27 protein-coding genes and 2 pseudogenes are annotated in these 26,679 nt (G+C 58.9%); 17 read left to right on the top strand and 12 right to left on the bottom strand.

All coding sequences use genetic code 11. The annotated features are described in order from the left end of the window. The first annotated feature begins 16 nt into the window (after positions 1-16). From CO655_RS16415 to CO655_RS16365, 9 genes are all read left to right on the top strand, one after another. Positions 17-766 carry a hypothetical protein gene (locus CO655_RS16415; RefSeq protein ID WP_097665480.1) on the top strand — a complete coding sequence of 250 codons (750 nt, stop codon included), beginning with the start codon at positions 17-19 and terminating at the stop codon, positions 764-766. Between the two features lie 304 nt (positions 767-1,070). Next, positions 1,071-1,385 carry a hypothetical protein gene (locus tag CO655_RS16410; protein WP_097665479.1) on the top strand — a complete coding sequence of 105 codons (315 nt, stop codon included), beginning with the start codon at positions 1,071-1,073 and terminating at the stop codon, positions 1,383-1,385. Beyond that, positions 1,382-1,915, top strand: a complete 534-nt coding sequence (locus CO655_RS16405; RefSeq protein ID WP_141514330.1) for a hypothetical protein — start codon at positions 1,382-1,384, stop codon at positions 1,913-1,915. Before CO655_RS16410 ends, CO655_RS16405 begins: the two co-directional genes overlap by 4 nt. Then, positions 1,912-2,472: a hypothetical protein gene (locus CO655_RS16400; RefSeq protein WP_097665477.1), complete on the top strand. Its 561-nt coding sequence runs from the start codon at positions 1,912-1,914 to the stop codon at positions 2,470-2,472. The genes CO655_RS16405 and CO655_RS16400 overlap by 4 nt, the downstream gene beginning before the upstream one ends. Further along, a complete protein-coding gene (locus CO655_RS16395) occupies positions 2,465-2,644 on the top strand; it encodes a hypothetical protein (RefSeq protein WP_097665476.1) in 180 nt (59 codons plus the stop codon). The genes CO655_RS16400 and CO655_RS16395 overlap by 8 nt, the downstream gene beginning before the upstream one ends. After that, positions 2,637-3,152, top strand: coding sequence for an HK97 family phage prohead protease (locus CO655_RS16390; RefSeq protein WP_245423840.1), 516 nt, complete (start codon positions 2,637-2,639; stop codon positions 3,150-3,152). The genes CO655_RS16395 and CO655_RS16390 overlap by 8 nt, the downstream gene beginning before the upstream one ends. A 1,225-nt stretch (positions 3,153-4,377) precedes the next feature. Further along, positions 4,378-6,336 (top strand): phage tail length tape measure family protein, encoded by a 1,959-nt coding sequence (locus CO655_RS16375; RefSeq protein WP_097665473.1) that lies wholly within the window; start codon positions 4,378-4,380, stop codon positions 6,334-6,336. Beyond that, on the top strand, positions 6,333-7,091 hold the full coding sequence (locus tag CO655_RS16370) for a hypothetical protein (protein ID WP_097665472.1): 759 nt from the start codon (positions 6,333-6,335) through the stop codon (positions 7,089-7,091). Before CO655_RS16375 ends, CO655_RS16370 begins: the two co-directional genes overlap by 4 nt. A gap of 20 nt (positions 7,092-7,111) precedes the next feature. Then, positions 7,112-8,254, top strand: coding sequence for a hypothetical protein (locus tag CO655_RS16365; RefSeq protein WP_097665471.1), 1,143 nt, complete (start codon positions 7,112-7,114; stop codon positions 8,252-8,254). Between the two features lie 202 nt (positions 8,255-8,456). On the opposite strand, the gene CO655_RS16360 is transcribed toward CO655_RS16365, so the two are convergent. From CO655_RS16360 to CO655_RS16345, 4 genes and pseudogenes are all read right to left on the bottom strand, one after another. Then, on the bottom strand, positions 8,457-8,705 hold the full coding sequence (locus tag CO655_RS16360) for a hypothetical protein (RefSeq protein ID WP_097665510.1): 249 nt from the start codon (positions 8,703-8,705) through the stop codon (positions 8,457-8,459). A 331-nt stretch (positions 8,706-9,036) separates the two neighbouring features. Then, positions 9,037-9,228, bottom strand: a pseudogene (locus tag CO655_RS16355) (CopG family transcriptional regulator); the annotation flags it as partial. A gap of 20 nt (positions 9,229-9,248) precedes the next feature. After that, complete coding sequence (locus tag CO655_RS16350) at positions 9,249-9,899, bottom strand: hypothetical protein (protein ID WP_097665469.1); 651 nt, start codon at positions 9,897-9,899, stop codon at positions 9,249-9,251. A 4-nt stretch (positions 9,900-9,903) separates the two neighbouring features. Beyond that, complete coding sequence (locus CO655_RS16345) at positions 9,904-10,146, bottom strand: transcriptional regulator (protein ID WP_097665468.1); 243 nt, start codon at positions 10,144-10,146, stop codon at positions 9,904-9,906. A 104-nt stretch (positions 10,147-10,250) separates the two neighbouring features. Between CO655_RS16345 and CO655_RS16340 the strand changes: the two genes are divergently transcribed. From CO655_RS16340 to radC, 4 genes are all read left to right on the top strand, one after another. After that, positions 10,251-10,523, top strand: coding sequence for a hypothetical protein (locus CO655_RS16340; RefSeq protein WP_097665467.1), 273 nt, complete (start codon positions 10,251-10,253; stop codon positions 10,521-10,523). Between the two features lie 282 nt (positions 10,524-10,805). Further along, on the top strand, positions 10,806-11,060 hold the full coding sequence (locus CO655_RS16335; protein ID WP_097665466.1) for a hypothetical protein: 255 nt from the start codon (positions 10,806-10,808) through the stop codon (positions 11,058-11,060). Then, positions 11,057-12,262, top strand: a complete 1,206-nt coding sequence (locus CO655_RS16330; protein ID WP_141514329.1) for an integrase — start codon at positions 11,057-11,059, stop codon at positions 12,260-12,262. The genes CO655_RS16335 and CO655_RS16330 overlap by 4 nt, the downstream gene beginning before the upstream one ends. Continuing rightward, positions 12,259-12,642 carry a DNA repair protein RadC gene (radC, locus tag CO655_RS16325; protein WP_280953070.1) on the top strand — a complete coding sequence of 128 codons (384 nt, stop codon included), beginning with the start codon at positions 12,259-12,261 and terminating at the stop codon, positions 12,640-12,642. Before CO655_RS16330 ends, radC begins: the two co-directional genes overlap by 4 nt. A 64-nt stretch (positions 12,643-12,706) precedes the next feature. Here the strand turns inward: radC and CO655_RS16320 are convergent, their stop codons facing one another. The 8 genes from CO655_RS16320 to iolG form a co-directional block, all read right to left on the bottom strand. Beyond that, a complete protein-coding gene (locus tag CO655_RS16320; RefSeq protein ID WP_097625312.1) occupies positions 12,707-13,579 on the bottom strand; it encodes a MurR/RpiR family transcriptional regulator in 873 nt (290 codons plus the stop codon). A gap of 118 nt (positions 13,580-13,697) precedes the next feature. Continuing rightward, positions 13,698-14,897 (bottom strand): ABC transporter permease, encoded by a 1,200-nt coding sequence (locus CO655_RS16315; protein ID WP_097665464.1) that lies wholly within the window; start codon positions 14,895-14,897, stop codon positions 13,698-13,700. 34 nt (positions 14,898-14,931) lie between these two features. Then, entirely contained in the window at positions 14,932-15,747 is an 816-nt protein-coding gene (locus CO655_RS16310; RefSeq protein ID WP_097665463.1) for an ATP-binding cassette domain-containing protein, read from the bottom strand. A 76-nt stretch (positions 15,748-15,823) separates the two neighbouring features. Further along, positions 15,824-16,900 (bottom strand): sugar ABC transporter substrate-binding protein, encoded by a 1,077-nt coding sequence (locus CO655_RS16305; RefSeq protein ID WP_097665462.1) that lies wholly within the window; start codon positions 16,898-16,900, stop codon positions 15,824-15,826. Between the two features lie 286 nt (positions 16,901-17,186). After that, the gene (locus CO655_RS16300) at positions 17,187-18,155 is read right to left on the bottom strand and encodes a hydroxyacid dehydrogenase (protein ID WP_097665461.1); all 969 of its coding nucleotides are present in this window, start codon (positions 18,153-18,155) and stop codon (positions 17,187-17,189) included. Next, positions 18,155-18,964 (bottom strand): aldolase/citrate lyase family protein, encoded by an 810-nt coding sequence (locus tag CO655_RS16295; RefSeq protein WP_097665460.1) that lies wholly within the window; start codon positions 18,962-18,964, stop codon positions 18,155-18,157. Before CO655_RS16295 ends, CO655_RS16300 begins: the two co-directional genes overlap by 1 nt. A gap of 11 nt (positions 18,965-18,975) precedes the next feature. Continuing rightward, positions 18,976-20,412 carry an NAD-dependent succinate-semialdehyde dehydrogenase gene (locus CO655_RS16290; protein ID WP_097665459.1) on the bottom strand — a complete coding sequence of 479 codons (1,437 nt, stop codon included), beginning with the start codon at positions 20,410-20,412 and terminating at the stop codon, positions 18,976-18,978. Positions 20,413-20,415: 3 nt separating this feature from the next. Further along, a complete protein-coding gene (gene iolG / locus CO655_RS16285; RefSeq protein ID WP_210201023.1) occupies positions 20,416-21,426 on the bottom strand; it encodes an inositol 2-dehydrogenase in 1,011 nt (336 codons plus the stop codon). Between the two features lie 102 nt (positions 21,427-21,528). On the opposite strand from iolG, the gene iolD reads away from it, so the two are divergent. The 4 genes and pseudogenes from iolD (at position 21,529) to CO655_RS16265 (ending at position 26,448) form a co-directional block, all read left to right on the top strand. After that, entirely contained in the window at positions 21,529-23,301 is a 1,773-nt protein-coding gene (gene iolD, locus CO655_RS16280; RefSeq protein ID WP_348628168.1) for a 3D-(3,5/4)-trihydroxycyclohexane-1,2-dione acylhydrolase (decyclizing), read from the top strand. Between the two features lie 80 nt (positions 23,302-23,381). Beyond that, a complete protein-coding gene (locus CO655_RS16275; protein WP_097665457.1) occupies positions 23,382-24,200 on the top strand; it encodes an SDR family oxidoreductase in 819 nt (272 codons plus the stop codon). Positions 24,201-24,209: 9 nt separating this feature from the next. Further along, a pseudogene (locus CO655_RS16270) lies at positions 24,210-25,264 on the top strand (sugar phosphate isomerase/epimerase). A gap of 8 nt (positions 25,265-25,272) precedes the next feature. After that, positions 25,273-26,448: a Gfo/Idh/MocA family oxidoreductase gene (locus CO655_RS16265; RefSeq protein WP_245423839.1), complete on the top strand. Its 1,176-nt coding sequence runs from the start codon at positions 25,273-25,275 to the stop codon at positions 26,446-26,448. The last annotated feature ends 231 nt before the right edge of the window (positions 26,449-26,679 follow it).

Genomic DNA, 26,679 nt, shown 5'->3' with positions numbered 1-26,679 from the left:
AAGTCAAGGTGACAGCATGACTGAAGAAATCCCGGTCTTTGACCGGCGAGATACCCTATTGCCTATTGTCGAGAGCGCCGACGAATGGGCGCCAGTGCGAACGCGCATCAGATGCCAAGGCGAGCCTGTTCTACAGCAGAATGATGGACCATCTGAAGAACATCGGATCCGTGCTGGTGTGGCGTGGTACTCTTCTCACCACTTCCGCGGCCAGCATGCCAACGACAATGAAGACTGGCCGTTGGCGAAGCTCCTGCGCACCGAGCGCAATGACCTATGCTTAGCGCTGGCCGAGCGCTATCGCGCGCTGCATGATGCCGCCGCGATGCCAACGCAGTTGATCGGCCGAGAGGCTACGAACCTTTTCCTAGTCCACCGCGAGGACGAGAGCGGCAAGAGCAAGGGCGTGAAAGTCGTAAGTGGGCGGAAAGCCAACCTCGATACGCCGGCGAAACGCATCACCATGGCAGGCATTGTCAAGCCGAATGCCGTGCCGGTACCAAAGAAGTGGAACGGCGATGAGCCGATCCTTGCCGCTATCGACGCCAGGCGAGAACTGGCGATCTTGCGTGCAAGGCTAGCTTATGTGCCGAAGATCCTGGATGCCTTTGAGTGGGCAGTTTGCGATGGCCTGACGCTTGAAACTATCGGAAAACGCCTTGGCGCCGGCAGTAAGGGAGCGAAGGGCGAGGCCCGCGCCCGAATCTTCGATGGCTTCGAGATCGTCGATCGCTTTTGGCGCGGTCGCCGGCGCGTGGCCGCTTAGGGGTACCCCTTTTCCAAATCCCAACGGGTAAGGGAGAGATATGGCGGCAGCGATGCCGCCCCTTCTATTTCAGGGAGCTGTCACCTCCCTGAAGGTGGGCGGCCGCGCGCGGTTGCTCACCAACCTTTTCTCTGGCGACCGCGGATGAACCGGCGCCGAGGAATTGCCGCCGACCAGATTCGGTGGCGATCGGGCTTTAGAGCGCGGCTTCGGCCGCTGCTCGCCTGGCCTATCAACTGCCGGCCTTCGGGTCGGCTTTTCTTTTGCCCGCGCACCCCTCAATTCTCGAAATAAGGAAAATTCTATGGCTCTCACAGGCCTTCATGTCGTTTGCGGTTATGCCGGTTCCCAGTCCCAACGATGGGCCTCTCAGGCTCTCCTCGGCAAAATCGCGTGGAGCGAGGCGCCGGCGACTGGCGTGACATCGACCAACGTTGCGCCCGCATCATCCGATGTAGCCGGCGACCCGATCTTCCGCATCAACGCGGCCGCCGATTCTTGGGTGTCGATTGGGAAGACGCCGGACGCGACGAACGGCAAACGCTTCTTCGTTCGCAGTGGCGCCGACTACGATGTCTATGGCGAACCGGGCGACAAGTTTCAGTGGATCGCGGCATGATAAAGACCGCCACTCTCGCCGCGGCTATTGCGGCACTGGAACGCCATCTCGGATTCCGCCGCGGGCGCCTCATCTCGATGGCGCAGCACCTGCAACAGGTCGGAGTCATCCCTACCGGCGCGCCTCGCACGGCGCCGCAACTGGATCTTGCCAATGTCGTCGACCTGGTCGTTGCCTATGCGGCCGACGCACCGCTGCATCGCGCAGCCACGTCGGTGACGACATACGGCGCGCTTACGCCCGGCGGTGCGGATCTTTCCACGGCGCCGGCTGAGGTCAAAGTGACAGCGGCCGAGTACCTGAATTCGATCGCGGCGCTCGCGGCCGAAGGCGATGCCGGCATCCGCCGGATGAAGCTGGAATTCGTTTCTACGTGGCCTGAGTTGGCCGTCCATTTCGAAGATGGTTCAATTTACCGCCTCCAGGCCGTCGGCGCAGTGCCGGGCCACTGGCAAGCGGCCGGCCATCGACAGTCGCTCACTATCAACGGCGCCGCGTTCGCGGACGCCCTACGGGAGGTTTTCCATTGAAGGCAGAGAAATTTCGCGTCCCGACGTTCAGCGACAAGGATCCAGTTTTTAAGGATCTCGATACTCGCCGCAGCTTGCTGCTCGACAAGCAAACTTCCAACACTCGTGCACAACGCAGCGTCGAAGAAAAGCTCGCGACACGCCCGCCGCCGCAGTATTCCCAAAAAGTCGCTGAGCTTCTCGGCGAAAGCAGCAGCAGCGGGGAGACCGAGCACGGTCTAGCCGAGAAGTTGAAGACACTTCGGGCCGAAGCTGTGGACATCGAAAAAGCTCTCTCCGTCATAAACCAAAGGCTGGAAGAGCAGCGGATCCAGGCCAATAAATTGGTCGTGGACGCCTGCCGCAAAGAATTCGGCCGCCGTGTTGCTGCTGTCGTTCACGCCCTTCAGGGTGTTGCCGCGGCGCGCGCTGATTACGACGAACTCCGTTATCAGTTCGAAGATCTGGACATTCGCTGGTCTTCGCTCGGCCCAATGTCGCTGGGCTTTCTCGGCGAGGCAAACGACGGTCATGTGCAGCGCGTGACCAGAGAAGCAAAGGATCTCGGCTATGTTTGAACGAGCCAACCAAAAGAGCAGCAGCCAAGGACGCAGCGTGAAACTGCCCGGCAAGTCGGCGCGCCATAGCGATGCCAAGCCAGTCGAGATCGCGCGCGAGCTCCGGGCCAAGTCGGCGTTGGGCAAGCGCGAGGCGCAGCTTGCCAAGGCGGAGGCCAAGCTGAGTGGCTGAGCGAATCTCTGGCTATGCGGCACGCTTTAACAGCGAGACGGTCATCGCCGGCGAGTTCCGCGAGATGCTGGCGCCCGGAGTCTTTGCTCGCACCCTTCGCGACAATCCCGACATCGTCATGATTCTCGACCATGATCCCGGCCGGGTAGTCGGGCGCACGACTGCGAACACTCTAAGTCTTAGAGAGGACGCCACAGGCCTCTGGTTCGATCTTGATCCTGATCCTACGACTCCGAGTGGGCAAGAAGCCATCGGCACAGTCCGCCGGACCGACGTACGTGGATGCTCATTCGGCTTCCGGGTTCGGGCAGAAGAGTGGCAAGATGGCAAGAACCGCCTGCCGTTGCGCATCATCAAGGATGTCGACCTCATCGAGGTGACGCTCACCGCCTTTCCCGCCTACGGCGATACCAGCGCCAGCTTCCGCGTCGCCAGCAGCAACGATGCGGCTCATCGTGTCAAGGCAAAGGCTGAAGCTGCAATGAAGGCTAGAGGCATTCCGGTGTGACCCGGGAGGGGTGAGTCGATCCTTCCCGGCCTCGCCATCATGGTACCGGCGGGGGCCATTCATGCGCATTGCGCATGCCCCCGTTTGACTCGTGAGTTTCGTCCTGCACCAAATGTTGAATAGGAGGCCAAATGGCCGCAAAACACCGCGTTCCTGACCATTTGCGTCCTGAAACACGTAAATGGGTGAAGGGAATTCTTGCAGAATACGAGCTAGAATCGCATCATTTTCGGCAGCTAGTGAAGACATCTGAGGCTTGGGATAGATCGGAACAGGCGCGCGAAATCCTCGTCAAGGACGGTCTCACCGTCGTTGACAGGTACGGCACGCCGAAAGCTCATCCATGCGTAAGCATTGAACGTGACTCCAGGACCGCATTCTTTCGAGGCCTCCGCGAACTGGCCCTTGACGGTGTAGACGCCCCAGAGGCGCCACGGATGGCCCGGACGGCGGACTATGGAAATCGTCGCTGATGCCCGTTCGTAGACGGGCCGGCAAGCGGCGTTCGACCGAAGGCCTCGAAAACTGGTTCTTTGTGTTCGCCGGCGGCCATGATTATTTCGACGAATTGCCGCCGATTGGACTACAGACTGATGCCTATGGTCGACCGTCTCGCAAAGACGCGGAGGCGGCTTGGCACCGTCTCGGCGATGCATTCATGGAAATTCCGCGCCATCCCGATCAGGGCGAACCGTGGGCACTGCTTGAGTTTGGGCAGCCTGGCGGGACACGTGGCAAGCGTCGGCGTTAGCGAATGGGCGGGTTGCTATCGTCAGCCCGGGTTACGACGCCGGGTTAAAAGTCAAATGAAAGCTGCCTAGGCCAGGAGCGGAAGTGGGCGCAGACGTGTTCTAGACGACCAAGCCGGAACCTCACGTATGCTCTCACCTTCACGACTTTTGATTTCAACATGTCAGACATGCCTCCATCTCCTTTCGTTCCAAAGCAGGACTAAGCCTGCCACTCGCAATCCACCTAATTATGGATCGTCACCCGTGTGAGTGCGGCCTGAGAGCCGATGAAGGAAAGTCGACGATAGCAACCCGCCACAACGTTAAGTGATTTGCGTGCGCGACGTCCAGAACAACTTTCTGGTGTCGTCAACAACTCAAGAAAATCTGACAGACACCACCTCGATAACCCGGCGGCATAGCCTGATCACAATCCAGGAAAATTCAAATGAACCAGACGAACGCCGCGGCAAGCGGCGAGCGGATGCGCGCCCATGGCTGACAATACCGATGATCTGATTATCAGCATCTCGACTGATCAGGCCACGCTTCGTCGAAGCATCAAGCGTATTGAGCAGGATCTTGGCACGCTAGCCGGTAGCGTCCAGAAGCAATTCACGGCCGTCGGCAAGTCGATCGACAACTCTGTTTCCTCGACCCTACAGAAGCGCATTGAGGCCACAGTTGGCATCGGCACGAAGGCTTCGAAGGAATGGACCGGCGCACTTGCTGATCAGGGCAAGGAGCTCGAACGCCTACGCGCCAAGTACAACCCTCTCTTTGCTGCCCAGCAATCCTACGCGGCTGGCCTAAAGGAGATCAAACAGGCGCATGCCATTGGCGCCATTTCGGCCGCCGAGATGACATCGGCGCTGAACCGCGAGAAAGTAGCGTTTGCGTCGCAGGTGACTGCCATCAAGGCGCGCAATGCGGCCCTGGCTGCCTCTCCTGCCAACGACAACCGCGGAGGCGGATTCCAGACCGCCAATATCGCGGCGCAGTTTCAGGATATCGGCGTCACAGCCGCAATGGGCATGAGTCCCCTGCAGATCGCCCTCCAGCAGGGCACGCAGCTGTCATCTGTCCTGGCAACCATGGGCAACGGCAAGCAGGCCATCGCCGGCCTTGGCGCGGCGTTCGCCTCTCTTCTTTCGCCAATCTCGCTGGTCACCATCGGCCTTGTCGCCGGCAGTGCAGCGCTCGTGCAATATTTCACCAGTGGTGAAGAGGGCGCAAAGAAAACCACGCCGCTTATCGAAAAGCAGAACGAAGTCATCAGAGACGCCGCGGCCGCCTGGGGCGAAGCGCTCCCATCGGTGCAGAAGGTCGTCGACCAGCTTGACCGGGCAAAGCAGATCTCGACCGGCCGCGAAGCCGGCGACATTCTCGGCGCGAAGGCGCTGGAAGGTCTCGGCGAGAAGCTTGAAGGCATCAACAGACAATTCACCGAAGCCATGCGCGGCTTACGGGGTATTCAAGCTGATCCGGCTTTTGTTCGGGATTTCGGCAAGGCCTTCAGCGATCTGAAGGAGCGGCTGGACAACGGCACCGCCTCCATCGGCGACATCAATGCGGCTCAGCAGATGCTGGCGACTGCCGTCGATCAATACGGCGTTAAGTCGGTTTTGGGCTTTCGCGACGCATTCGACCAGATCACGCAATCGATCCAGAAGTCGATTGCCGCATCGAAAGAGGCGCGCGAGGAGTGGATAAAGGCGCTGGCCGGCGCCACGAGCGTTCAGGACATCACCGCCGGCTCGACATTTCGCGATGAGAACGGCAAGACCCATCAGACCGGCACTTTCACGCCGACCGTCGGGCCCACCCCCCAGAGCCGGCCGTTGATCGAGCTCGAGGGCCTGCCCGGCGCCGACAAGGCGGCGAAGAGCGCAGAGACAGCGGCCACCAAGGCAGCGAACGCCTACCGTGATCTCTTGAAGGCTGCAGATGACCGGCTCGGCCAGATGCTCCAGGAAATCGACCTGCAGGGTAAGTATGGTGTGGCGGCCGATACCGCACGCTTCCGACTCGACTTGCTTCAGCAAGCTGAAGACAAGGGCCGGTCGCTTAATGCCGAGCAAAAGGCCGCCATCGAGCAGAAGGTCGCGCTCTACGAGAAATACGCTGACGTCCTTTCTAAGACAAAGCTGCAGCAGGACCTCATCAACGAGGCCCGCTTCAATTCACTTTCGAAGGAAGACCAGCAGATCACCACCATACTCCGGCAGTACGGCCGGCCGGAAGATTTGAACAGCCAAGAAGCTGACCAGATCAGGCAGTCACTCCAAACGGAAGACCTGCGCGGTGATCTGAAGTCATTCGCCGGCGATTTCAAAGACGCCCTTCTAAATAACGGTGGCGATATCGGCAGGGCTTTCGCCGATTCCATTCAGCGCCCGATCTGCGGCGCCGAGCACAGCCTAAACCTCAATCTCGGAGACCTTTACCGATGAGTGCATATTTTGCCATCCAGGCTGGCGATGCGTCTGTTATGTTCACCGACGGCGCCGGCTACACCACCAGTGACGGCATAGTTCGTTCGTTAGAGCGCAAGGTGTCAGTCGCGCAGACCGCGCCATTCGCCGTCACCACCCAGGGCGACGCCGCGCTCGGCGAAAAAATCCGGACCTTCCTCACGCGGCAGGCAGATAAGCTCGGCGTCGACGATTTCATCGATCTCCTCCTGCCTGTCTTTTTGTCTGGCCTGCGTGACAGCTACGCAGACGTGCCACGCATCGCCGGCAACGACGTGGTTGCGGCAATGGCACTATGGAGCGAGACGCGCGGCATTCTGCATCTGGGTTTCCAGACCGGCCCCGAGCCCGATCGCCCCGACACGGTTCCGTTTGAGGTCCAGGTACTTGGCACGACCACACTGCGCGGACCGTCCTTTGACGTAATGAAGCTGGCCGCGTATCGGCGCCCGCGGTTCGGAGAAGATCAGGCGTCCTTCATCAAGGAGCTCGGCGTCTCCGTTCTCTCTTGGATGCGTGAGACAGCATCGGTTCCGACAATGCTCCAGGGAGTCGCCGGCGCGAAGCCGCATCACTGGGTCGGCGGCTTCATCGATATGACCACCCTCGACGCAGCCGGCGCCCGCGTAGAGCGGATCCACACGTGGCGGCAGGACGTAGTCGGACAACCTATCGACCCTTTCCTCTCACCACTCAATCGCTCCCAGCGCCGCGCTCTGAAGCGCGCCGCCTAACCCCTTTCAAAAGGAAAACAATGACGCAAGCAACAATCTTTAGTGTTCCGACAACAGGACCGGCGACGCCAGCTGCGATGGCGTCGCGGATCGACGATAACTTCAAGGCGGCGGTGAGCGCTCATTCTGGCGCTTCCCGGCCATCCTATGCTGTAGCTGGCACTATCTGGATATCGACGGCCACGGCCGGCCAACTTAAGCTCTATCTTTACGATGGAGCCGACGACATCCTGCTGATGGTGCTAGACACTGCGACGAACGCCGTCACCTTCAGTGGCCTCGGCACCGCCATCAACGCTGCGACGGCGAAGACATCGCCGACGGGCGCCGACAAGTTGGGGATTTGGGACAGTGTCGCAGGCGACACAAAGAGCCTCACGCTAACCGCTCTCAGCACCTGGCTGGCGCCGTTGCTTGGCCCCGACTTCGTCGAGGGCGGCATTATCCTGCCGAACGGATCAAATCCCCAGACACATCTGGATATCGCGGCCTTCAAGGTCAAGGCACTCAGCAAGGTCGCGATCTCGTCCGGTACGCTGACCAAAAACATCAACGGCACATGGGTGGCTGGCAATAATGGCGGGCTCGATACCGGCACGAAGGCGGCCAACTCCACCTACTTCGTCTATGCGCTTCGCAAGCAGTCTGACGGAACCGGCGAAGTGGTGTTGTCAACGTCGGCAACGGTCGGTGGGGTCAATACATCGCTGCTGACTGGCTACGACGTTTTGGCGCCGATCGGCGTTGCGCTGACTGACGGCAGCTCGAACATTCGCGAGTTCACGATGGAGGCGGACGGCGAATACACGTTTACGTCACCGGTCAAGGATGCGGTGAATGTAGCGATGTCTACCACTTCGACGCTGTTGGCGCTGACGGTGCCAAACGGGGTCAGGGTTAAGGCCAAGCTGAGGTTTGAATTCACTTCGTCGGCGACAACCAACGCGGCCCTCCTTTCGGACCCTTCGCAGGGCGTTCTGGCGGCCGGTATCGGCGCCGATGGTGGCAACGTCGGTACTATTCAGGTGGCGAGCGGCTTCGCCGTTGGCTCTCAGGAAATGTGGACGAACACCAGCAAACAGATTCGCCAGGTCGCCGGTGCCGCCGGCAACCTTTGGGTCTGGACCGACGGTTTTTACTTCCCATGCAAAAGGACTGCCTAATGCCCTACGTGACACGAAATGACGACGGCGAGATCGCCGGAATGTTTGAACAACTGCAGCCCGAAATGGCAGAGGAGTTCCTGCCGGATGACAATCCGGAGGTCGCTGCCTTCTCCGAAAGGTCGAATGCGGCTCTGGCGGATCTTCGGGAAAATATAAAAAGGGATTGGCTTTAGGCGGCTCGATGCGGGCCGAGGCCCGCCTATTCTCGCGAGCCGCGCACCGAGCGGCTGATCTCGGCCAGCGCGCCGAGGGCAATGGCGACCAGCAAGGCGTAAACACCTCGATCGATAATTGCTCCGGAGCTCTCCGCCCTGCCACCGTAGCGGCGTAGAGCTTCCTCATAAGGTCCGAGGATTTCGGTGGCGATACCGATGCCGGTGATGATCCGCATGACACTACCAACAAGGACCATCCAGGCCACGATCCTGGCGAGTTTTGTGAAAATCATTGTGCCCCCAGCACTCATAGAAAATCGCGGATGATTGTCCGCGACCGTGGAAAAGTTGCGTTTCTCGCAACTCATTCGTTGCAGCACCCGGCAATCTGTTGCACGGTACCTCTGGCTGTCGGCGAGACCAGCATTCGCGCTGATCTCGCCTACGGGGAGCCACCTGACGCGGGAGAGTGCGGTAACAGCTTGCAGGCAAGCCGCATTCCCCGCTTCCAGGATCTTCAGCTAGGCAGCATTGCACGGCAAGATCAATTGCATTGCCGGGCTTTAATCGCTAGATACGCGGCAATTCCACAGGATTCACACTAGTGGGCCGCGGCACACGACGTTACGCGTTTCCGCCAACCTCTCCGTCTTCATCCAACTCGTGGACCGGCAGATACGTGTTCTGCTGCAGCCATTCGCGCACGATCGTCCTGATCGTGTCGTTGCGCGTTAGGCCGAGCTCGCCGGCCAGGTCGCGGAGGGCGTCCTCGATGTCATCGTCGAACGATGTGGTTGCGGTCGGCTGAAGCTGGATCACATTATCCGTCGCCATTTTCAAAACTTCCAATCACGGTAGGTGTCCATTCGCTTCACCTCGGCGCGCCCTTCATCCGTGACAAACCACTCGCGTCGGCCGCTGGCGTTTTTGGCGCCGGCACGCACCACACCCACTCTGGCCAGGGTTTCCATGGTCTTGTCTCCCGCCTGAGGGATCAGGTCTGTTGTCAAATAGTCGGGATGCGCGACCATGAAGCGTAGAATGCGCTCCTCACGGGCGTCGAGGCCGTGAATTGGTGCGTGTTTTTCTCGCTGTCGATCTTGCTCCTCCCAGTATTCAAACCCTTTCTCTTCTGATTCTCTCTTGGCAGCGCGCTTCTGCTTAACTGGATTCCCTCTGATATCCTCTTTGTAAACAGTGCTGAAAATTCGGAAGAGATCGTCTTGTTCTCTTAGGCTGACCTCTTGCACGACGATAAACCAGGCGTACCACTCATTGCCCGTCTTTTCGTCAATGTGCCGCATGAAGTACCGACCGACCACCTCGGCTATTGCCGTTCCACTTTTGTGGATCGCAAGTGCGTAGCGATCGCCAAAGCCGGGAACAGTGCCGCCGAGGTCGGAAAGCGAGAACGTGGCATCGAGATAGAACGATCCATGTTTCTGCCGCTGAATGAAATAGATCTTGTCGTCGACGATGATAGACACGAGGCTAAGCCGGGTCGCGCAGCTTGATCACACCTTCGCCGCGATCATTGTTGATGAACTCGATGCCTGCCGCCTCAAGCGCAGACTGGATCTTCGATACTGTGTTCCCAGTCGCAGAAAGCAACGGGCCTTCAATCTTTTCCAGCCGTTTGATGGTCTCCACAGAGACGTCGCCAGCCAGCGCAAGTTTCTTTTGATCCCATTTGACGACGGCGCGAGCGCCCCGGATCTGTGCACCGGTGATCATAAATACACCTCAGAGGTAAAATTATGCACCTGGAGTGTTGACACCTCAGGTGTGTTCGTGTACCCATAAAGTGTCACGAGAATAAACGCAACGAGGAGCCTAAAATGCTAGCTACCCCAACCACGATCGACAGACATGTCCTGCCGCGTTCGCTGATTGGAAGAAGAAGACACCGCTTCTTCAACCCGGAATATCAATTCGAGTACGAGATCGGCCAGACGGTCGTTCTCGAGTGCACCGGTGAAACCGCCGTGATTGCTGGCCGCATCCAGATAATGGGATGCATCGACGAATATATCATCGAGATTATTGGCGCGAAGTGCGACCCGTTGCAGGTCCACGATTACCAGATCCGCGACGACATCTCTCGCCCCTAAAGTTTCCATCCCTGCCGGTCCATCACCCGGCAGGAGCAGCGACGCCGCTCGAACACGGCGCCGCGGCCGGGCGCGGCTCAGCTCTATGGGCGCGCTCGGTTCAAATTCGGCCCGCTATGGCCGATCGGCGGTCAGCCGTTGTCGCCGCATGATGCGGCTGACCGCTCACCTATACCAATGGCCGGCGCGGCCACCACCTGCGCCAACACCAGCAGCGCGCCGGCCGGTATTGATAAATTTGTAAATCCGTCGCTTCCTATTCTCCTCACGAACGGAGAACCAATGCCGACCGCTGCCAACGATAACAGCCCGCTTTACCTTTCGGAGGCCGCGGTGGCTCACCGTGTGCTAGGCCCCAAGAGCAAAACACAATGGGACGCCTTGGCCATCGTGTGGGAGCGCGAAGGCTTACCGCGCATCGATCCCATGACCGGCTGCCGCTATTGGCCTGCCGTGCGCGCTTTCCTCGATCGACGACACGGGCTGCATCAAGCGTCCCTGCCTTCAACCGTCGACGGCGCCGAGAACTGGAAATGACTGACGCCCCCGGATTAAAGCGAAAGCGCAACAAAGACGGCACGTTTCGCGAATACTGGGAGGCGCGCGCGGATCTCGTGAAGCGTGGCTATCGACCGTCCAGCGTGCGACTTCACTACCCGGTGACAACCGAAGGTCGAATGCAACTGGCGGCGCGCTGCAGGATCCTGCAGGCGGAAATGTTGGCGTGGGCCGCGAACGGCGAACATGCCGCGCCTGGATACGACGGGACGCTCAAAAGCCTCTCGCGACTCTATCAGACGAACGCCGATTCTCCGTTTCATTCCCTCAAGTACAACTCGCGTGAAAACGTTCTGAAGTCGCTTGTCATCATTGAGGCGACCGTCGGCGCCCGCCACGTTGGGAAGCTGCTGGGTCCGGACTTCAAGCGATGGCACGGCCAGTGGGGAGAACCAAAAACGCCCGGCAAGCCCCCTCGCCCATGGCGCGCCAAGCACGCAATCGATGCCGTCCGCCAGCTGGTCAGCTATGGCGTTACCCTCGGCTTCGACGATTGCTTTCGCGCCGATACCATCCTCGGCAAGATCCGGTTCAAGACGCCACCTGCCCGCACATCCGTTATGACAGCTGAGCACGTTGCGGCCATCCGCATTACCGCGCATGCCGAGGGCTTCCCGTCGATCGCGTTGGCGACCGTGCTACAGTTCGAGCTCACCATGCGCCAAAAGGACGTGGTTGGCGAATGGGAGCCTGGCGCCAGCGCTGAAGATGGCGGCATCACATATAAGGATACCCGTTGGGTGAACGGCCTTGTGTGGTCAGATATCGGCGACGACATGATCCTGAGGAAGATACATACCAAGACCGGCTTCCCGGTCGAGCACGACTTAAAGCTCCATCCAGCTGCGATCGAGGAAATAAATCTCGTACCGCCTGAAAAGCGAGTCGGCCCATTGATCATCTCTGAGGCTACAGGCGTGCCGTACAAAAATCGGAAATTCACCGAGCGGTGGCGCAAAGTCGCCGATAAGGCCGGCATCCCGCGAACCATTTGGAACATGGATGCCCGCGCCGGCGCCATCACCGAAGCCTACGACCTGGGCGCGGCCGAGACCGACGTCATGAAATCCGCTGGCCATAAGAACCGGCAGACAAGCGCCCGCTATAATCGCGGGACGATCAAGCAAACCAGTCGCGTTGCCGAGATGCGGCTGGCAAAACGTAACGAGAACAGTGAATGAGGGACGCATGTGGGACGTTTGGGGGACGTTTCGGCCAAGAGGTTGAAAAAACAAGGCAATTCTATGCCGAGAAACACATCCGCATCCTCTTTCTCGACAAGCGCAATGTGCTGATCGCCGACGAGGTGCAGGGCCGCGGCACGGTCGACCATACGCCGGTCTATCCGCGCGAAGTGGTCAAGCGCGCGCTCGAGCTTTCGGCAACGGCGATCATCCTCGTCCACAACCACCCGTCCGGCGACCCGACACCCTCACGCGCCGACATCGACATGACGAAGGTGATCATCGAGGCCGCCAAGGCGCTCGACATCACCGTCCACGACCACATCATCATCGGCAAGGACGGCCATGTCAGCCTGAAGGGGCTGAAGCTGATCTGAAAGCACAGGGCCGGCGGAAGCGGCAGTCGAATCGACGGCTTGGATTTTGAGGGAAATGGGCGCGCTATTGTCCGGTAACGATCGGAATACGAGGATCATCCTTGCTGCCCTGGAGGCGGCTTGCCAACGCAACAGTCAAAGCCTGGGCCAGGCACATCGGAGCAGCAAGAGAGCGCGAGAACGTGTATTCATGCTCCGGGACAGGGAAGAGAACCGTCGCAGACTTGGCCAAAGGTGAAAGTGTGCTGTCGGAAATGGCAACGATAGAAATGCCCCGGGCGGCCGCATCTTCCACCACGTTCACAACTTCAGTCGCATAGAAACGAAACGATACGGCAAAGAGGAGATCCGTATCTTTCATCGTACGCCCCATATACGTGGCAAGCCCACCACCTGGGTCGAGAAGAACACATCGCTTTCCAAGCATGGTAAGAACGTACCGCAGCAATTCAACCACTGGCGCTGAACGCAGCTGGCCGATTAGGAAGATTGTCTCGCTTTTTTCCAGAAGGTCGACCGCTGTGGCCAAGTCCTCACCGGAAATTTGCGCAAGTATGTCCTGTAAGGACGCTATATCCCGCACCACGAGGTCGCGAAGGAACCCCGCCTCGCTTCTATCCGTCCGTGCGCCAAGTTCCGTCTCCAATGCCTTCTTTCGCGCTTCGAAACCAGGAGCGGCAGTTGAGAGCCGGCGCTGAAACAAGCCTTGCAGATCCTTGAAGCCCTCATAGCCGAGGTACTGGGCGAAACGGACGAAGCTGGAGGCGTGAATGCCGCAACGCTCCGCGATCGCATTGACGGAAAGGACTGCCACATCATTCGGGCTCTGGGTAAGATAGACCGAGATCTTCTGATAGGTTTTGCTCATGTCGCCGTAGCGGTCATGGACCAGACGAATGAATTCCTCGTAATCTCGCGGTGGTTCGATCTTCGCCATTTCCTAAACCTGCAAATCTCATTGCATCATGCGCTGAACAGCAAAAGATTGGCAATGTCAAATCGATCTGCCTTGCCGGGCGGCTGCCGGAGCCGCCCGCAACCCTTGGAGCGCAAGATCAAAAGGACTGTTGTCCGGTCAGCTTTTCAATGATCTTGTCTATGGAAACGGCAAGGACCAGCAGAAGCCCGGTGACGATCAGACGAACTTCGTTCTCCACGCCCATGAGATTGAGGCCGTTTTGGACCGTGCCGATGACCAGGGCTCCCAAGAGCGCTGCGTGGATAGCGCCTCGCCCCCCGAACAGGCTCACGCCACCGATAACCGCCGCCGCGATTGATTCCAGCAACAGTGTTCCGCCGCCGACGCCGCCGCCAGAGAAGACACCGACGCCGAGAGTTCTCGACGATGCAACGATCCCAGCAATTGCCGCAATACCGCCGGCGATTGCAAAGGCAGCCATGCGAATGAGCGGCACGTTGATGCCGGCTCGGCGCGCCGCTTCGTCATTATTTCCAACCGCATATAGATAAAGACCGAATTGAGTTTCGCCCAAGACGTAGCCGCCGATGCCAAGGAGAAACACAAAGATCAGAACAGGCAACGGAATGCCTTGACTGGCATTGAGGACGAGCACAACGAGTGCCCCCAGAATGCCTGCTCCGAGGAGAGGAAGCAGCACGCTATGAAGAATCGATACTTCAAGGCCTGCTCGCTGTCGCCGGACGACGCCAGAAAAAATCAAACCTCCGAGCAGCATCAACCCAGCTGCCCAGGCGATCCAGGCGCTGGCGCCTGCGACGGTCGTCTGCGCTATGTATTCAACACCCGTCCCCATCAAGGCATAGCGCGCAGTCGCAGGAAGCAGAAGCAATTGAATGCCGTTGAGTGCAAGCCCCAGGCCCAGGGTAACGACGAACGATGGCACTCCTACCCAGTTTACCCATCGCGCGGAACAAGACCCGATCGCTGCGCCGATCAAAATCGCAATAGGCAGCGCCAGCCAGGGCGAGAAACCATAATCGACGATCAGCTTTGCGCTGAAGACTGCCGTGACGCCATGTATTGCCGCGATCGAAAGATCGATCTCCTTGACCAGAAGGACAAACATCAAACCGAGCGCCATCATGCCGACGACCGTCGATTGCTGAAGCAGGTTCGATAGATTTCGCGGCGTGAGGAAAATATCGCTCTGAGTGGCAAAGAAGATCCACAGCGCGATCAGCGCGATGACCACGGGCAGCGCCCGGAGATCACTGTTGAGAAGCTCTCCGAAAGTGCGTCGCTTCGGCGCGGCGGTTGTGGAGATGGAGGCCATGGTATTCGTTCCTTGAATATGGAAAGAGTTCTGGTCAGCCGGCAAGATTGACGCCCTCGTTGCCGCCGACCATCGCGTTGACGACCATTTCCCCGGTCACATCCTTGGAGCGAAAGCTCGCCGCATTCGCGCCAAGTCGCATGACTTCGATTCGGTCGGTCGAATTCACGACGAAGTGGTGGATGTCGTGACTGACAATGACGATACCCAGTCCATCATCGGCTAGGCCGCGGATAAGGTCTGCGACCTGTTGCGCCGCCGAGTGGCTAAGGGCTGCGGTAGGCTCGTCGAGGATGACCACCTTGGGCTTCCAAAGAATGGATCTTGCTATCGCGATGTTCTGACGTTGGCCGCCGGACATGGCGCCAACGGGCCGGGTCAGCGAAAGATTGCCCAGACGCATTCTCGTCATGACTTCGCGGGCGCGCACTTCGCATTCCGCGCGGCGGATGCGGCGGCCGAAAATGCCCGAGCCGGTCAATTCACGGCCGAGAAACAGATTCTGGACGGCGTCTAGATTGTTGCAGAGCGCGAGATCCTGATAGACCGTCGCAATGCCTTGCGCAGTGGCATCCGCCGGGGTTCGGATCGTAACCGGCTTACCTTCAATCTCATATTCTCCGGAGTCAGCCGCATAGACGCCTGCCATCACCTTCACGAGCGTCGATTTGCCCGCGCCGTTATCGCCCACCATCGCGACGATTTCGCCGGCATGGACTTCAACGGAAGCTCCTCGCAGGGCGTGAACCGAGCCGAACGATTTGTGAATGTTGCGCATCGAAATGAGCGGAACAGACTTTTTGGTTGAAAGGGCTTTATCCTCTGAACGCCCTGAATCGGTCACGGTCATGTCATCCTCGGAAGGGTCCTGATCCTGCAGCGGAGGAAGACGGCCGCGCCGCCCTCCCCCGCAACAACCGATCAAATTAAAGATTTTTCTTGCAGACGTCGGCCGTTTCGATGCCTTTGCAGATTTCTGCCCAGGTCCAAACGCCCTTCGAGACCACATCGCCAAGATTGTCCTTCGTGATGTTGGTCACCGGCAGGAACACAGCCGGGACGTCCATGAAGGTGTTGTTGACCTTGCCGTTGACCAGGTCTTTCGGCACCCCCTTGCCGGCAACGATCGATGCGACGACTTCCGCGGCTTCGTTTGCCTGGACCTTCAGGTCCTTGAGAACGGAGTTGTCCTGCCAGCCTTGCGCGATGTAGCGGAGCGCCTCCACCGTGGCATCCTGGCCGCCGGTGACGAGCTTCTCTCCCGGCTTTGCTCCCTGGGAGATCAGCGCCGCAACAGACCCGCCGGTCGTGCCGTCATTCATGCCGAGAAAGACGTCGACGTCGCCACCATTCTTCGTCAGGCAATCTTCGGCGAAGTTCTGAGCCAGCACCGGATCCCAGTTCTGCGTGTACTGTTCGCAAACGACCTTGACCTTTCCGGAGTCGATCAGCGGCTGAAGAAATTCATTCTGGCCTTTTTCGTATTGCCCGGTGCCGTACTCGCCCTGGTTACCCTTGACGCGTGCAACCTTGACCGGCGATTTCGACATGGCCTTGATCAGTTCCGCAGCGCGTTTGCCCTGCGCCTGACCAACCGCCAGCGAGTCGAAGACGATGTGGGCTTCGGCCTTTCCGCCGACAGCATCATGATCGTAGAGCACGACAGGAACGTTCGCCTTCGCCGCCGCGGCAAGCTCACCGGCGGCAAGGTTCGCGTCTGCAGACGTGAGCAGAATAACCTTTGCCCCCTGAGCGATCGCATCCTCGACCTGAGCCTGCTGTTTGTTGGGATCGCCCTGCGCATTCTGAACAACGACTTCAACGTCGGGCGCCTTTTCCTTCATCGCCTGGACGAAGAACGGTGCATCGCGGCTTTCGAAGCGAATTGTCGTTTGATTTGGCAACAAGAAGAAGACTTTCGCCTTGTCCTGCGCGACTGCCGCGCCGCCCATTGCGACTGCGATAACTGTTGTGGCCATAAGGCCACGGATCAGACGTTCCATCTCTTACCTCCCATGGAACAAAGTGCATCCAGGACCGACAGATTTTCTAGGAACGACGCCTCCCAGCGCCAAACTTCTGCCTGCCCATGATTGCTGTCGAGAACCTCAAATGCAACAACCATTGCAGAATAGACTAATCAGCAATAATCACTGAGTCAAACCGTATTTCAATATTTTATGCTGTTTTCAATATGTGCAATTTTCATTGCTTGGCGCGAATGGAATTTCGTGGGCGCGGAAGCCACGCCCTCACAACATTCAGATTGTATCTTATCGGCTTGCTGGCCTAGGTCGCTTGCAAGTGCTGGGCGTTCACAACGAGGCTCGGATCTATTCTTCCGGCAAAAAAATCGAGCACATTTTGAACTGATGCTACGGCCATCCGCTCACCGCATTCACGGGTCAATCCGGCGATATGCGGCGACAGCACCACCTGATCGAATGCTAGAAGGCGGCAATCCTCAGATGGTGGTTCGTCGTCAAAAACGTCGAGTCCTGCTGCGCCGAGACGACCGGATTGCAGTGCTTCGATCAAAGCTGCCTCATCGACAACACCACCGCGGGCTGTATTGACGAGGATGGCGCCGGGGTTCATCGCGGCAAGTTCATCTTTGGCTATTATCGGTCGATCGGCCTTTGGAACATTGACCGAGACTACGTCAGCCCACCGAAGGCCATTGAGGAGGCTGCTCTCGGGCAAGACCGCCCCCCCGGGCCAGCCTTGGGCCTGCAGATAAGGATCGAAGGCTCGGATCTCCATGCCAAAACCGGCGGCCATCCTGGAGAGATGACGCCCAATGCGACCGAACCCGATGATCAGCAGGCGCTTTCCCGATATCTCTTCCGCCTCCAGCCGATTCCGCCATCCCCATTCCGATGGATTGCGCACGGCACGATCGCCGCGAAGAACCCGTTTCGCCGCCGACAGAATCAACATCATCGCGTGTTCCGCCACCGACACCGAATTGACGTCGCCGACTACTGCGAGTGCAATGCCTCTTTCATTGAGCGATGCCAGATGTACGGCATCGTATCCAACGCCATGGCGTGAGACGATCTTTAAGCGGTCCGCATGCGCGACAGTCGATGCTGAAAGCGGCTGCGTGCGCAACACCAGGGCGTCAGCCTTGCTGATAAATGGATGATAGGATTGCTCCGACACTTCTTCCACGTAGTCGAACGTCACGCCCGGAGCGCTTTTCAAAAGCGCCATGCCGGACGGATGCAACTTTCCCGCAATGAGAATATGGGGCATCAGTAGGCCCCCTTTTCAGCTATACCCGCCGTCTGTCCTACGAGGTCGCGGAACTTCGCGACGCTCGCCGCCGCTGCAGCCGCCAACAGTCTGGCGTCGCCTGACACAGTTGTCATATCGAAGCCCCACTGAATGGCGCGGGCGGCATATTCCGGCGTGCCGCAATGAAGGGCGGCGCGAATTTTATTCTTCTTGCAAACAGCGACGATGCGCTGGAGAGCGTCGATCATTTCCGGCTCTTCGCGATCGAAGGCCGGCGCAAGCCGACCGTCGGTCAAACTGAAGGTCAGATCGGCTGGACCGACATAAATGCCATCCAACCGTGGCGTTGCGGCAATTGCATCGAGGTTCTCCATCGCTTGCTTGGTTTCGACCATGGCGAAAGCAAGAACTTCTCCATTCGCCTCAGCCGCATAGTTCGGCCCGGCGGCGAAGCTGACGCGTGTCGGCCCGAAACTGCGCTGACCGTGAGGCGGATAGCGTAGATAGCTGACGAATTCGGCCGCCTGTGCGGCAGTGTTGACCATCGGGCAGATCACGCCATAGGCGCCTGCATCCAGCACCTTCATGATAATGCCGGGCTCCAGCCAAGGCACGCGTGCCATTGGCACGACACCGGAGGCGCGCATGGCCTGAAACATCGGCAGCACCGAACCGTAGTCCAGCGCACCATGCTGGATGTCGATCGAGACCGAGTCATAGCCTTGAGCTGCCATGATCTCCGCCGTGAACGCATTGCCGATTGACAGCCAACCATTGATCGAGGGGCGACCTTGAGCCCAGATTTCCTTCAACCTGTTCTTGATCATACCGGCAGCCCTCAAAACACGATCTGGGCAAGCTTGGTGTCGAGATAGTCGCCAATGCCTTCAATCCCGCCCTCTCTGCCCATGCCGGAATGGTTGGTGCCGCCAAACGGTGCCTCGGACGCCGCCAGCGCAAAGCTGTTAATACCGACCATCCCTGCCTTCAGCGCCGATACCGTTCGCCGCGCCCGATCCGGCGACCGGGTAAAAGCGTAGGCCGACAGTCCCATGTCTGAAGCGTTGGCGCGCGAAAGAACTTCATCCTCCTCGTTAAACCGTGTGATTGCGGCAATGGGGCCAAAATTCTCGTCGGCGAAGACTTTCATATCGTCGGTGACATTGGTCAGAACGGTTGGCTTGTAGAAATGACCAGCGTTGAATTCCGACGCGCGTTCGCCGCCCGCCGCAACTTGCGCACCTGCTTTCACGGCATCCGAGACAATCGACTCAATCTCCGAAAGGCGTCCGCCATTGATCAGCGGCCCCATTTGCACAGAAGGATCGAGGCCGTCGCCGATTTTGAGCGCGTTTGTGCGGGAAACGAACCCGTCAACAAACGCGTCGTGTAAGCGTTCATGCACGAAGAAGCGATCCGGCGTCACGCAAACCTGGCCAGCATTTGCAAACTTTGTCGGCACGGACACGTTCAGTGCGAGTTCGAGATCGGCGTCGTCATAGACGATCAGCGGAGCGTTGCCGCCGAGTTCCATCGATACTTTCTTCACTGTATCGGCGGCATCGCGGATCATCCGCTGACCAACGCGTGTCGAGCCGGTCAGGGACACCTTGCGCACCGACTTGTCCGCCATGATTGGCACGTAGGTCGTCGCTGTCGGACCGACGACGAGATTGACGACGCCATCGGGCAAGTTGCCCGCCCGCATGCAATCGACCATGACCATGGCAACGCCCGGCGTCTGGGTCGAAGGTCTGATAATGATTGCACAACCCGCCGCAAGCGCCGGTGCCGCCTTGCGGGCGACGAGTGCCGCAGGAAAATTCCAAGCGGTAAAGGCGCCAACGATGCCGACCGGCTCACGCGACACCTCGAAGCGACCACCCGGCACGCGCGATTCAATGATCCGGCCATAGATGCGGCGTGCCTCTTCCGCGAACCACCGAAACTGATCGATGGACAGTCCCCATTCGCGCTCTGACTGCGCGATCGGCTTGCCGGTCTCGGCGGAGATCATCCTTTTCGCCTCATCGGCACGGCGGAGCATCTCGTCGGCAATCCGATGCAGGGCGTCGGCACGTGCGAAAGCGGGCGTCGTCCGCCAAGCCGCGAAGCCTTTGCCGGCTGCAGCCAGGGCTTCCTGCGTGTCGGAGGGCGTCGCTACGGGAACTGCGCCAAGAGCGCTCTGAGTGACGGGGCTTAGGACGTCAGCCGTTGCGCCGTCGGAGGCACGGCGCCAGTTGCCGTCGATATAGAGTCCAAACTTCTGATACATGGGTCACCCAATTTCGCTGGTTTTTATGGCGCGGCCTTCGGCCGCCGATTTGATTGCCGCTTCGGCCAGGATCAGAGCCTGACGACCATCCTCAAATCCGACCTCCGGAGCCTTGCCGGCGCCAATCGCATCGACGAAAGCGCTGATTTCAGCCATGAAAGCCTCGGCGTAGCGATCGATGAAGAAGTTGAGAAGCGGCGCGCCTTTGCCGGTGAAATCGGCACGGTGCAGCGTTGTCATGTTTGGGCGGCGATTTTCAGAGACGACCATTCCCTTTGTGCCGAGCGCCTCAACCCGCTGGTCATAGCCGTAGACGGCCTGGCGAGAATTATTGATGATGCATTGCTTGCCCGATGCGGTCTTGAGGACGACCGTCACTGTGTCGTAGTCGTCCAATCGCTGCATAAGAACCGGATCGACAAGACGGCTACCCACGGCCGAAACCTCGATCACCTCTTCGCCGAGCATGAACCGTGCCATATCGAAGTCATGTATGGTCATGTCGCGAAAGATGCCGCCGGATGCTTCGGTATAGGCGACCGGCGGCATTCCGGGGTCGCGCGAGGTTATAACGACCTGATGAAGGTCCCCGATATCGCCTGCACGGATAGCATCGCGCGCCGCCCTATGGCCGGGATCGAAGCGGCGGACAAAACCGAGCATGATCGGTACGCTGGTCGTCCCAATTGCCTCCGCACATTGCTGGACACGCTTGAGGCTCAAATCGATCGGCTTCTCGCATAATATCGGCTTGCCGGCCGCGACGGCTTTCTCGATGAAATCTGCGTGTGTCGGTGTCGACGTGGCGATCAGGACCGCATCAACGGCGCTGCTGGAGAACAATCGCTCGGCAGAATCAAACACGGCCACACCGTGTTTGCTCCCAACATCGTCTGCCGCAGAGCGATGAACGTCGAAGACGCCCGCAAGCGTCGCCCGCGGATGGGCAGCTATGTTTTCGGCATGCATGCGGCCAATACGGCCGCAGCCGAGAACGGCAATTTTCAACATCAAGATCCTCCCATTTCTATTTTTGCAATGATTGTTGCGGAACTATTGCTTTGTCAATTAATATTTCGTAACGTCGAAAAAACATGATCCATGGGAGGAGACCGGATGTCCCGGAAGACCGTACGCCTGACGATGGCGCAGGCGCTTGTGCGCTACTTATGCAATCAATTCACGGAGATCGATGGCGAGCGCTTACCGCTTTTTGCCGGCGTGTTCGGCATTTTCGGTCACGGCAACGTGACTTGCCTGTCGGAGGCGCTGGAGTCGGTGCAGGATCAGTTGCCAACCTGGCGCGGTCAAAATGAGCAGTCGATGGCACTCGCAGCGATCGCTTTTGCCAAAGCCAAACGCCGACGCCAATTGATGGTCGCGGCGACCTCGATCGGACCCGGTGCGGCCAACATGGTGACAGCGGCTGGCACAGCCCATGCCAACCGCCTGCCGGTGCTCCTGATCGCGGGAGATACGTTCGCAAACCGAATTCCCGATCCAGTTCTTCAGCAGGTTGAGCATTTCAGTGACCCGACCGTGACGGTCAACGACGCCTTCAAGTCAGTCACCAGATATTGGGATCGCATCGTTTTGCCTGAACAGATCATCTCATCCTTGCCGCAGGCAATCGCCACGATGCTTGATCCCGCAGACTGCGGTCCCGCATTCATTGGCCTTGCACAGGATGCTCAGGAAGTCGCGTTCGACTATCCCGCCGCGTTCTTCGAGCCCGCTGTATGGTCCATACCCCGCCCCCGTGCCGACAGAACAAGGCTTGTGGAAGCAGCCGCATTGCTCCAGGCCGCGAAGAGACCGCTGATCATTTCGGGAGGTGGCGTCCGCTATTCGTCGGCCGAAGAGAAGGTCGCGGAATTTGCTGTCAAACGCGGCATCCCGATCGTCGAAACAATCGCCGGCAAAGGCGCGCTGACGCACAACCATCCCGCACACGCCGGCCCCATCGGGATCGTTGGATCGACTTCGGCGAATGCGCTCGCCGGTGAGGCGGATGTCATTCTGGCGATCGGCACACGATTGCAGGACTTCACAACCGGTTCATGGACCGCGTTTCACCAGGATGCAAAGTTCATTTCGATCAATGCCGCGCGCTTTGACGCGGTAAAGCATCGCGCACTTGCCGTCGTCGGGGACGCTCTCGAAACGGTGATTGAACTGGACGAGGCTCTCGGTGACTGGAAGGCCGATCCGGCGCTGCTTCCGAAGGCACAGTCGCTATTTGCTGATTGGAACAAGCTCCTCGATCAGCATCAAGCGGTCACGAATGGGCCGATCCCGACCTACGCGCAGGTGGTCGGCATCGTCAACGAAACCTCAAAGCCGAACGATACGCTGATCGCAGCGGCAGGCGGCACACCCGGTGAGGTGACCAAGGGCTGGCGCGTCAAGAATCCCAACACGTTCGACTGCGAATTCGGCTTCAGTTGCATGGGATACGAGATCGCCGCAGGCTGGGGCCATGCAATGGCGAAAGCCGGTAACGGCACGCCGATCGTGATGATCGGCGACGGCACCTACATGATGATGAACTCCGACATCTATTCGACGGTGTTGACGGGCCACAAGATGATCGTCGTCGTCTGCGACAACGGCGGTTATGCCGTCATCAATCGTCTCCAACAGTTCAAGGGCGTGCCTGGTTTCAACAATCTCATCAAAGATTGCCGCGTCAAGGAGCCTTTTGCCGTCGACTTCGTCAAACATGCTGAATCGATGGGTGCGCTCGCCCGCCGCTGCGAAAGCCTTGCCGATCTGAAAACCGCAATGGCGGTGGGCACAAACGACCGACCGGACGACAATCGTCACCCTCGTCACCGATGCCCATGCCTGGGTGCCGGGCGATGCCGATTGGGACGTCGGCGTTCCTGAGGTTTCGGAACGTGAATCCGTTCAAAAAGCACGCGCTGATCAGGAAAAGATCCGCCAGAAGCAGCGTGTAGGTGTCTGAGATGAACAGTATCGAGGGAAAAATCGCCGTCGTCACGGGTGGGACGCAGGGACTGGGTGCGGCAATTGCGCGACTCTTCGCTAAAGCAGGTGCCGCCGGCATCATCACCTGCGGACGAAATGCCGGAAAAGGCAACGCCGTTGCGGCTTCGATAACGAGCGAAACCGGGGTGCCGGTGACATTTGTCCCGGCGGATCTTGAGAAAGTCGAAGATTGCCGGTCGATCATCGCCAAAGCGGACTCCGAATTCGGCAGAGTCGATATTCTGGTCAATGCCGCCGGCCTCACTGACCGAGGCAATCTTTTGAATTCGTCTCCAGATCTTTTCGATCGAATGTTCGCCGTCAACGTTCGGGCACCGTTCTTTCTGATGCAGGAAGCGGCGAGACTGATGATCCGTGGTGGCGTCAAGGGCAGTATGGTCAATATCGGCTCGACATCGGAGCATGCGGGCCAGCCATTTCTAGCTCCCTATTCTGCGTCGAAGGGTGCGCTGGCGACGCTCACCCGGAACTCCGGCTACGCCCTGATGCGCAACCAGATCCGCGTGAACCAGCTCGATATCGGTTGGATGGCGTCTGACGGCGAAGATCGCATTCAGCGCGAATACCACGGAGCCGACCCCAACTGGCTCGCCACGGCCGCGGCGGCGCAACCCTTTGGCCGCATTCTGGCGCCCGAAGAAGTCGCCCGGGCCGTCCTCTTTCTCGCATCGAACGATTCGGGAATGATGACAGGCTCCGTCGTTCATTTCGATCAATCGGTCTGGGGAGCCTATGACGGCGGCCCCCCGGCGCCGGCAGAAGCCTTATCCGAATAGGAAAAAAGCATGAAAACGATCAAGGGACCGGGCATCTATCTCGCCCAATTCGCAGCTGACGAAGCCCCTATAATTCGCTTTCCAGCCTCTCCAGGTGGGTCGCGGCCAGAGGTTTCGCCGGCGTTCAAATCCCGACCTGGGATAATCGCCTGATCGATATGAAGATGGCAGCCGAAAGCAAGACGTATTGCGATGACCTCAAGGGGGTGCTGGCGGAAAGTGGCCTTGAAGTGACCGAACTGGGCTCGCATATCACCGGCCAGCTCGTTGCCGTCCACCCTGCCCATGACCGGATCATGGACAGTTTCGCCCCCGCCAATGTCCACAACAATCCGGCCGGGCGCCGGGCATGGGCTGAGGAACAAATGCGTTTTGCTGCCCGCGCCTCGCGGAATCTCGGTATTGATCGCCATGTCAGCTTCACCGGATCGCTGCTGTGGCCCTATCTCTACCCCTATCCGCAATGGCCGGAGGGCCTGGTCGACGAGGCTTTCGATGAGCTTGCAAGGCGCTGGATGCCAATCCTGAACGACTTCGATGAACAGGGCGTCGATCTCTGCTTTGAGATCCATCCCTGCGAGGATGTCCACGACGGACTGACCTTCGAGATGTTTCTTGAGCGCGTCGGCAATCATCGCCGCTGCAACATCCTCTACGATCCGAGCCACTTCGTCCTGCAGGCGCTCGACTATCTGGAATTCATCGATCACTACCACGAGCGCATCAAGATGTTCCACGTCAAGGATGCCGAGTTCAGGCCGAACGGCAAAACGGGCGCCTATGGCGGATTCCAGCCTTGGTCGAAGCGCGCCGGACGATTCCGGTCACTCGGCGACGGTCAGGTAGATTTCGGCGCTGTCTTCACCAAACTGGCAACCTATGACTTCGATGGATGGGCGGTACTGGAGTGGGAGTGCTTCATCAAACATCCGGAGGACGGTGCCGCGGAAGGCGCAAAGTTCATCCGCGAGCACATTATCAGGGTCGCGGACCGTGCGTTCGATGACTTCGTGAAATCCGGCGCCAACAAGGACGCCAATCGAGCCATGCTCGGACTTGATTGAGGACAGCCATGACGACAAACTCTTCTTCGCAAATGCCGCTCCGCCTCGGAATGGTGGGGGGCGGCAACGGCGCCTATATCGGCAATATTCATCGTATCGCGGCTCGCCAGGACAGGGCGTGGGCCTTGGTCGCTGGCGCATTCGACGTCGATGCTGCCCGCGGTCACGCCTTCGCGGCAAGCGAAGGTTTGGATCGCACGCGCTCCTATGATGATTTCAAGGCGATGATCGCGGGCGAAAGCAGCCGTGAGGATCGGATCGATGCCGTTGCGATCTGCACGCCCAATTTCACTCATTTCCCCATCGCCAAGGCTTTTCTGGAAGCGGGTTTCGACGTCATCTGCGAGAAACCTTTGACCGCAACTTTGGAAGACGCTGTCGCGCTCGAAAACTTGGTTCGCAGTAGCGGCCGGTTCATGGGGGTCACATATACCTATTCTGGCTATCCGATGATACATGAAGCCAAGCATATGGTTGCGACCGGTCAGCTCGGAAAGATCCGTACCGTCCAAGTTGAATACCCGCTGGAATGGATGGCAACCGCCATTGAGACAAGAGGCAATGCTCAGGCCGCCTGGCGCACTGATCCGAAGAAAAACGGTCGTGGTGGCTCGATCGGCGATATCGGCACGCATGCCTACCATCTGGCTGGCTTCGTCTCAGGCCTCAAGCTTCAATCGTTGACCGCGGATCTCGCCACCTTTGTTGAAGGGCGCGCCTTGGATGACAACGCTCATGTCATGCTGCGCTATGAAGGCGGCGCCCGCGGACTTCTCTGGTCTTCACAGGTAGCGCTTGGATCATCAAATGGCGTGCGGCTCCGGGTGTTTGGCGAGCAGGCCTCGCTAACGTGGTTCCAGGAGCAACCGAACGAGCTCGTGCACGCTCGGCTGAATGGAAGGACTGAAATCGTCAAACGCGGTGCGGACGACCTTAGCGAAGGCGCCAAAGCGCGGATCCGCACACCTCCCGGCCATCCCGAAGGTTATCTCGAGGCATTTGCGAATCTGTATGCCGGCTTTGCTGAGGCAATCCGTGCCAAGCGCGAAGGACGCGAACCGACAGCGATCGGACGCGATATTCCGACGGCACATGATGGGCTCAAGGGTGTCGCATTCGTCGATGCCGTTGTTGACTGCGCAGCGGCAGCCAATCAGCCTTGGTTTACGCCAATTGCCGTTTAACCATTCAAGCCCGTCGACGCGGCCAAGGCGCTCCGGTATCACCGTCCACGACGATGGCATCATCGGCAACGACGGCCATGTCAGCCTGAAGGGGCTGAAGCTGATCTGAAAAGCACTGGGGCTGATCGCCGACGGGATGCAGAGCCCGGCGCGCCCACAATATCAAGGCTTGTCCTGGCGATGCCGCCGATCCAGCGAGGTCGCAAGATAGCATTCGAGGCGAGCGGAGAT

Source organism: Rhizobium sp. M1 (genome assembly GCF_002531805.1).
In the GTDB taxonomy this organism is placed as follows: Bacteria; Pseudomonadota; Alphaproteobacteria; order Rhizobiales; family Rhizobiaceae; genus Rhizobium; species Rhizobium etli_C.
Note: the sequence above shows the minus strand (reverse complement) of the source record. Positions and strands in the feature narration are given on the sequence as shown.

Bases quoted from the DNA above. Each gene is read 5' to 3' on its own strand.
- CO655_RS16415 (WP_097665480.1), top strand. From the start codon at position 17: ATGACTGAAGAAATCCCGGTCTTTGACCGGCGAGATACCCTATTGCCT.
- CO655_RS16410 (WP_097665479.1), top strand. From the start codon at position 1,071: ATGGCTCTCACAGGCCTTCATGTCGTTTGCGGTTATGCCGGTTCCCAG.
- CO655_RS16405 (WP_141514330.1), top strand. From the start codon at position 1,382: ATGATAAAGACCGCCACTCTCGCCGCGGCTATTGCGGCACTGGAACGC.
- CO655_RS16395 (WP_097665476.1), top strand. From the start codon at position 2,465: ATGTTTGAACGAGCCAACCAAAAGAGCAGCAGCCAAGGACGCAGCGTG.
- CO655_RS16375 (WP_097665473.1), top strand. From the start codon at position 4,378: ATGGCTGACAATACCGATGATCTGATTATCAGCATCTCGACTGATCAG.
- CO655_RS16370 (WP_097665472.1), top strand. From the start codon at position 6,333: ATGAGTGCATATTTTGCCATCCAGGCTGGCGATGCGTCTGTTATGTTC.
- CO655_RS16365 (WP_097665471.1), top strand. From the start codon at position 7,112: ATGACGCAAGCAACAATCTTTAGTGTTCCGACAACAGGACCGGCGACG.
- CO655_RS16360 (WP_097665510.1), bottom strand. From the start codon at position 8,705: ATGATTTTCACAAAACTCGCCAGGATCGTGGCCTGGATGGTCCTTGTT.
- CO655_RS16345 (WP_097665468.1), bottom strand. From the start codon at position 10,146: ATGATCACCGGTGCACAGATCCGGGGCGCTCGCGCCGTCGTCAAATGG.
- CO655_RS16340 (WP_097665467.1), top strand. From the start codon at position 10,251: ATGCTAGCTACCCCAACCACGATCGACAGACATGTCCTGCCGCGTTCG.
- CO655_RS16335 (WP_097665466.1), top strand. From the start codon at position 10,806: ATGCCGACCGCTGCCAACGATAACAGCCCGCTTTACCTTTCGGAGGCC.
- CO655_RS16330 (WP_141514329.1), top strand. From the start codon at position 11,057: ATGACTGACGCCCCCGGATTAAAGCGAAAGCGCAACAAAGACGGCACG.
- radC (WP_280953070.1), top strand. From the start codon at position 12,259: ATGAGGGACGCATGTGGGACGTTTGGGGGACGTTTCGGCCAAGAGGTT.
- CO655_RS16320 (WP_097625312.1), bottom strand. From the start codon at position 13,579: ATGGCGAAGATCGAACCACCGCGAGATTACGAGGAATTCATTCGTCTG.
- CO655_RS16315 (WP_097665464.1), bottom strand. From the start codon at position 14,897: ATGGCCTCCATCTCCACAACCGCCGCGCCGAAGCGACGCACTTTCGGA.
- CO655_RS16310 (WP_097665463.1), bottom strand. From the start codon at position 15,747: ATGACCGTGACCGATTCAGGGCGTTCAGAGGATAAAGCCCTTTCAACC.
- CO655_RS16305 (WP_097665462.1), bottom strand. From the start codon at position 16,900: ATGGAACGTCTGATCCGTGGCCTTATGGCCACAACAGTTATCGCAGTC.
- CO655_RS16300 (WP_097665461.1), bottom strand. From the start codon at position 18,155: ATGCCCCATATTCTCATTGCGGGAAAGTTGCATCCGTCCGGCATGGCG.
- CO655_RS16295 (WP_097665460.1), bottom strand. From the start codon at position 18,964: ATGATCAAGAACAGGTTGAAGGAAATCTGGGCTCAAGGTCGCCCCTCG.
- CO655_RS16290 (WP_097665459.1), bottom strand. From the start codon at position 20,412: ATGTATCAGAAGTTTGGACTCTATATCGACGGCAACTGGCGCCGTGCC.
- iolD (WP_348628168.1), top strand. From the start codon at position 21,529: ATGTCCCGGAAGACCGTACGCCTGACGATGGCGCAGGCGCTTGTGCGC.
- CO655_RS16275 (WP_097665457.1), top strand. From the start codon at position 23,382: ATGAACAGTATCGAGGGAAAAATCGCCGTCGTCACGGGTGGGACGCAG.
- CO655_RS16265 (WP_245423839.1), top strand. From the start codon at position 25,273: ATGACGACAAACTCTTCTTCGCAAATGCCGCTCCGCCTCGGAATGGTG.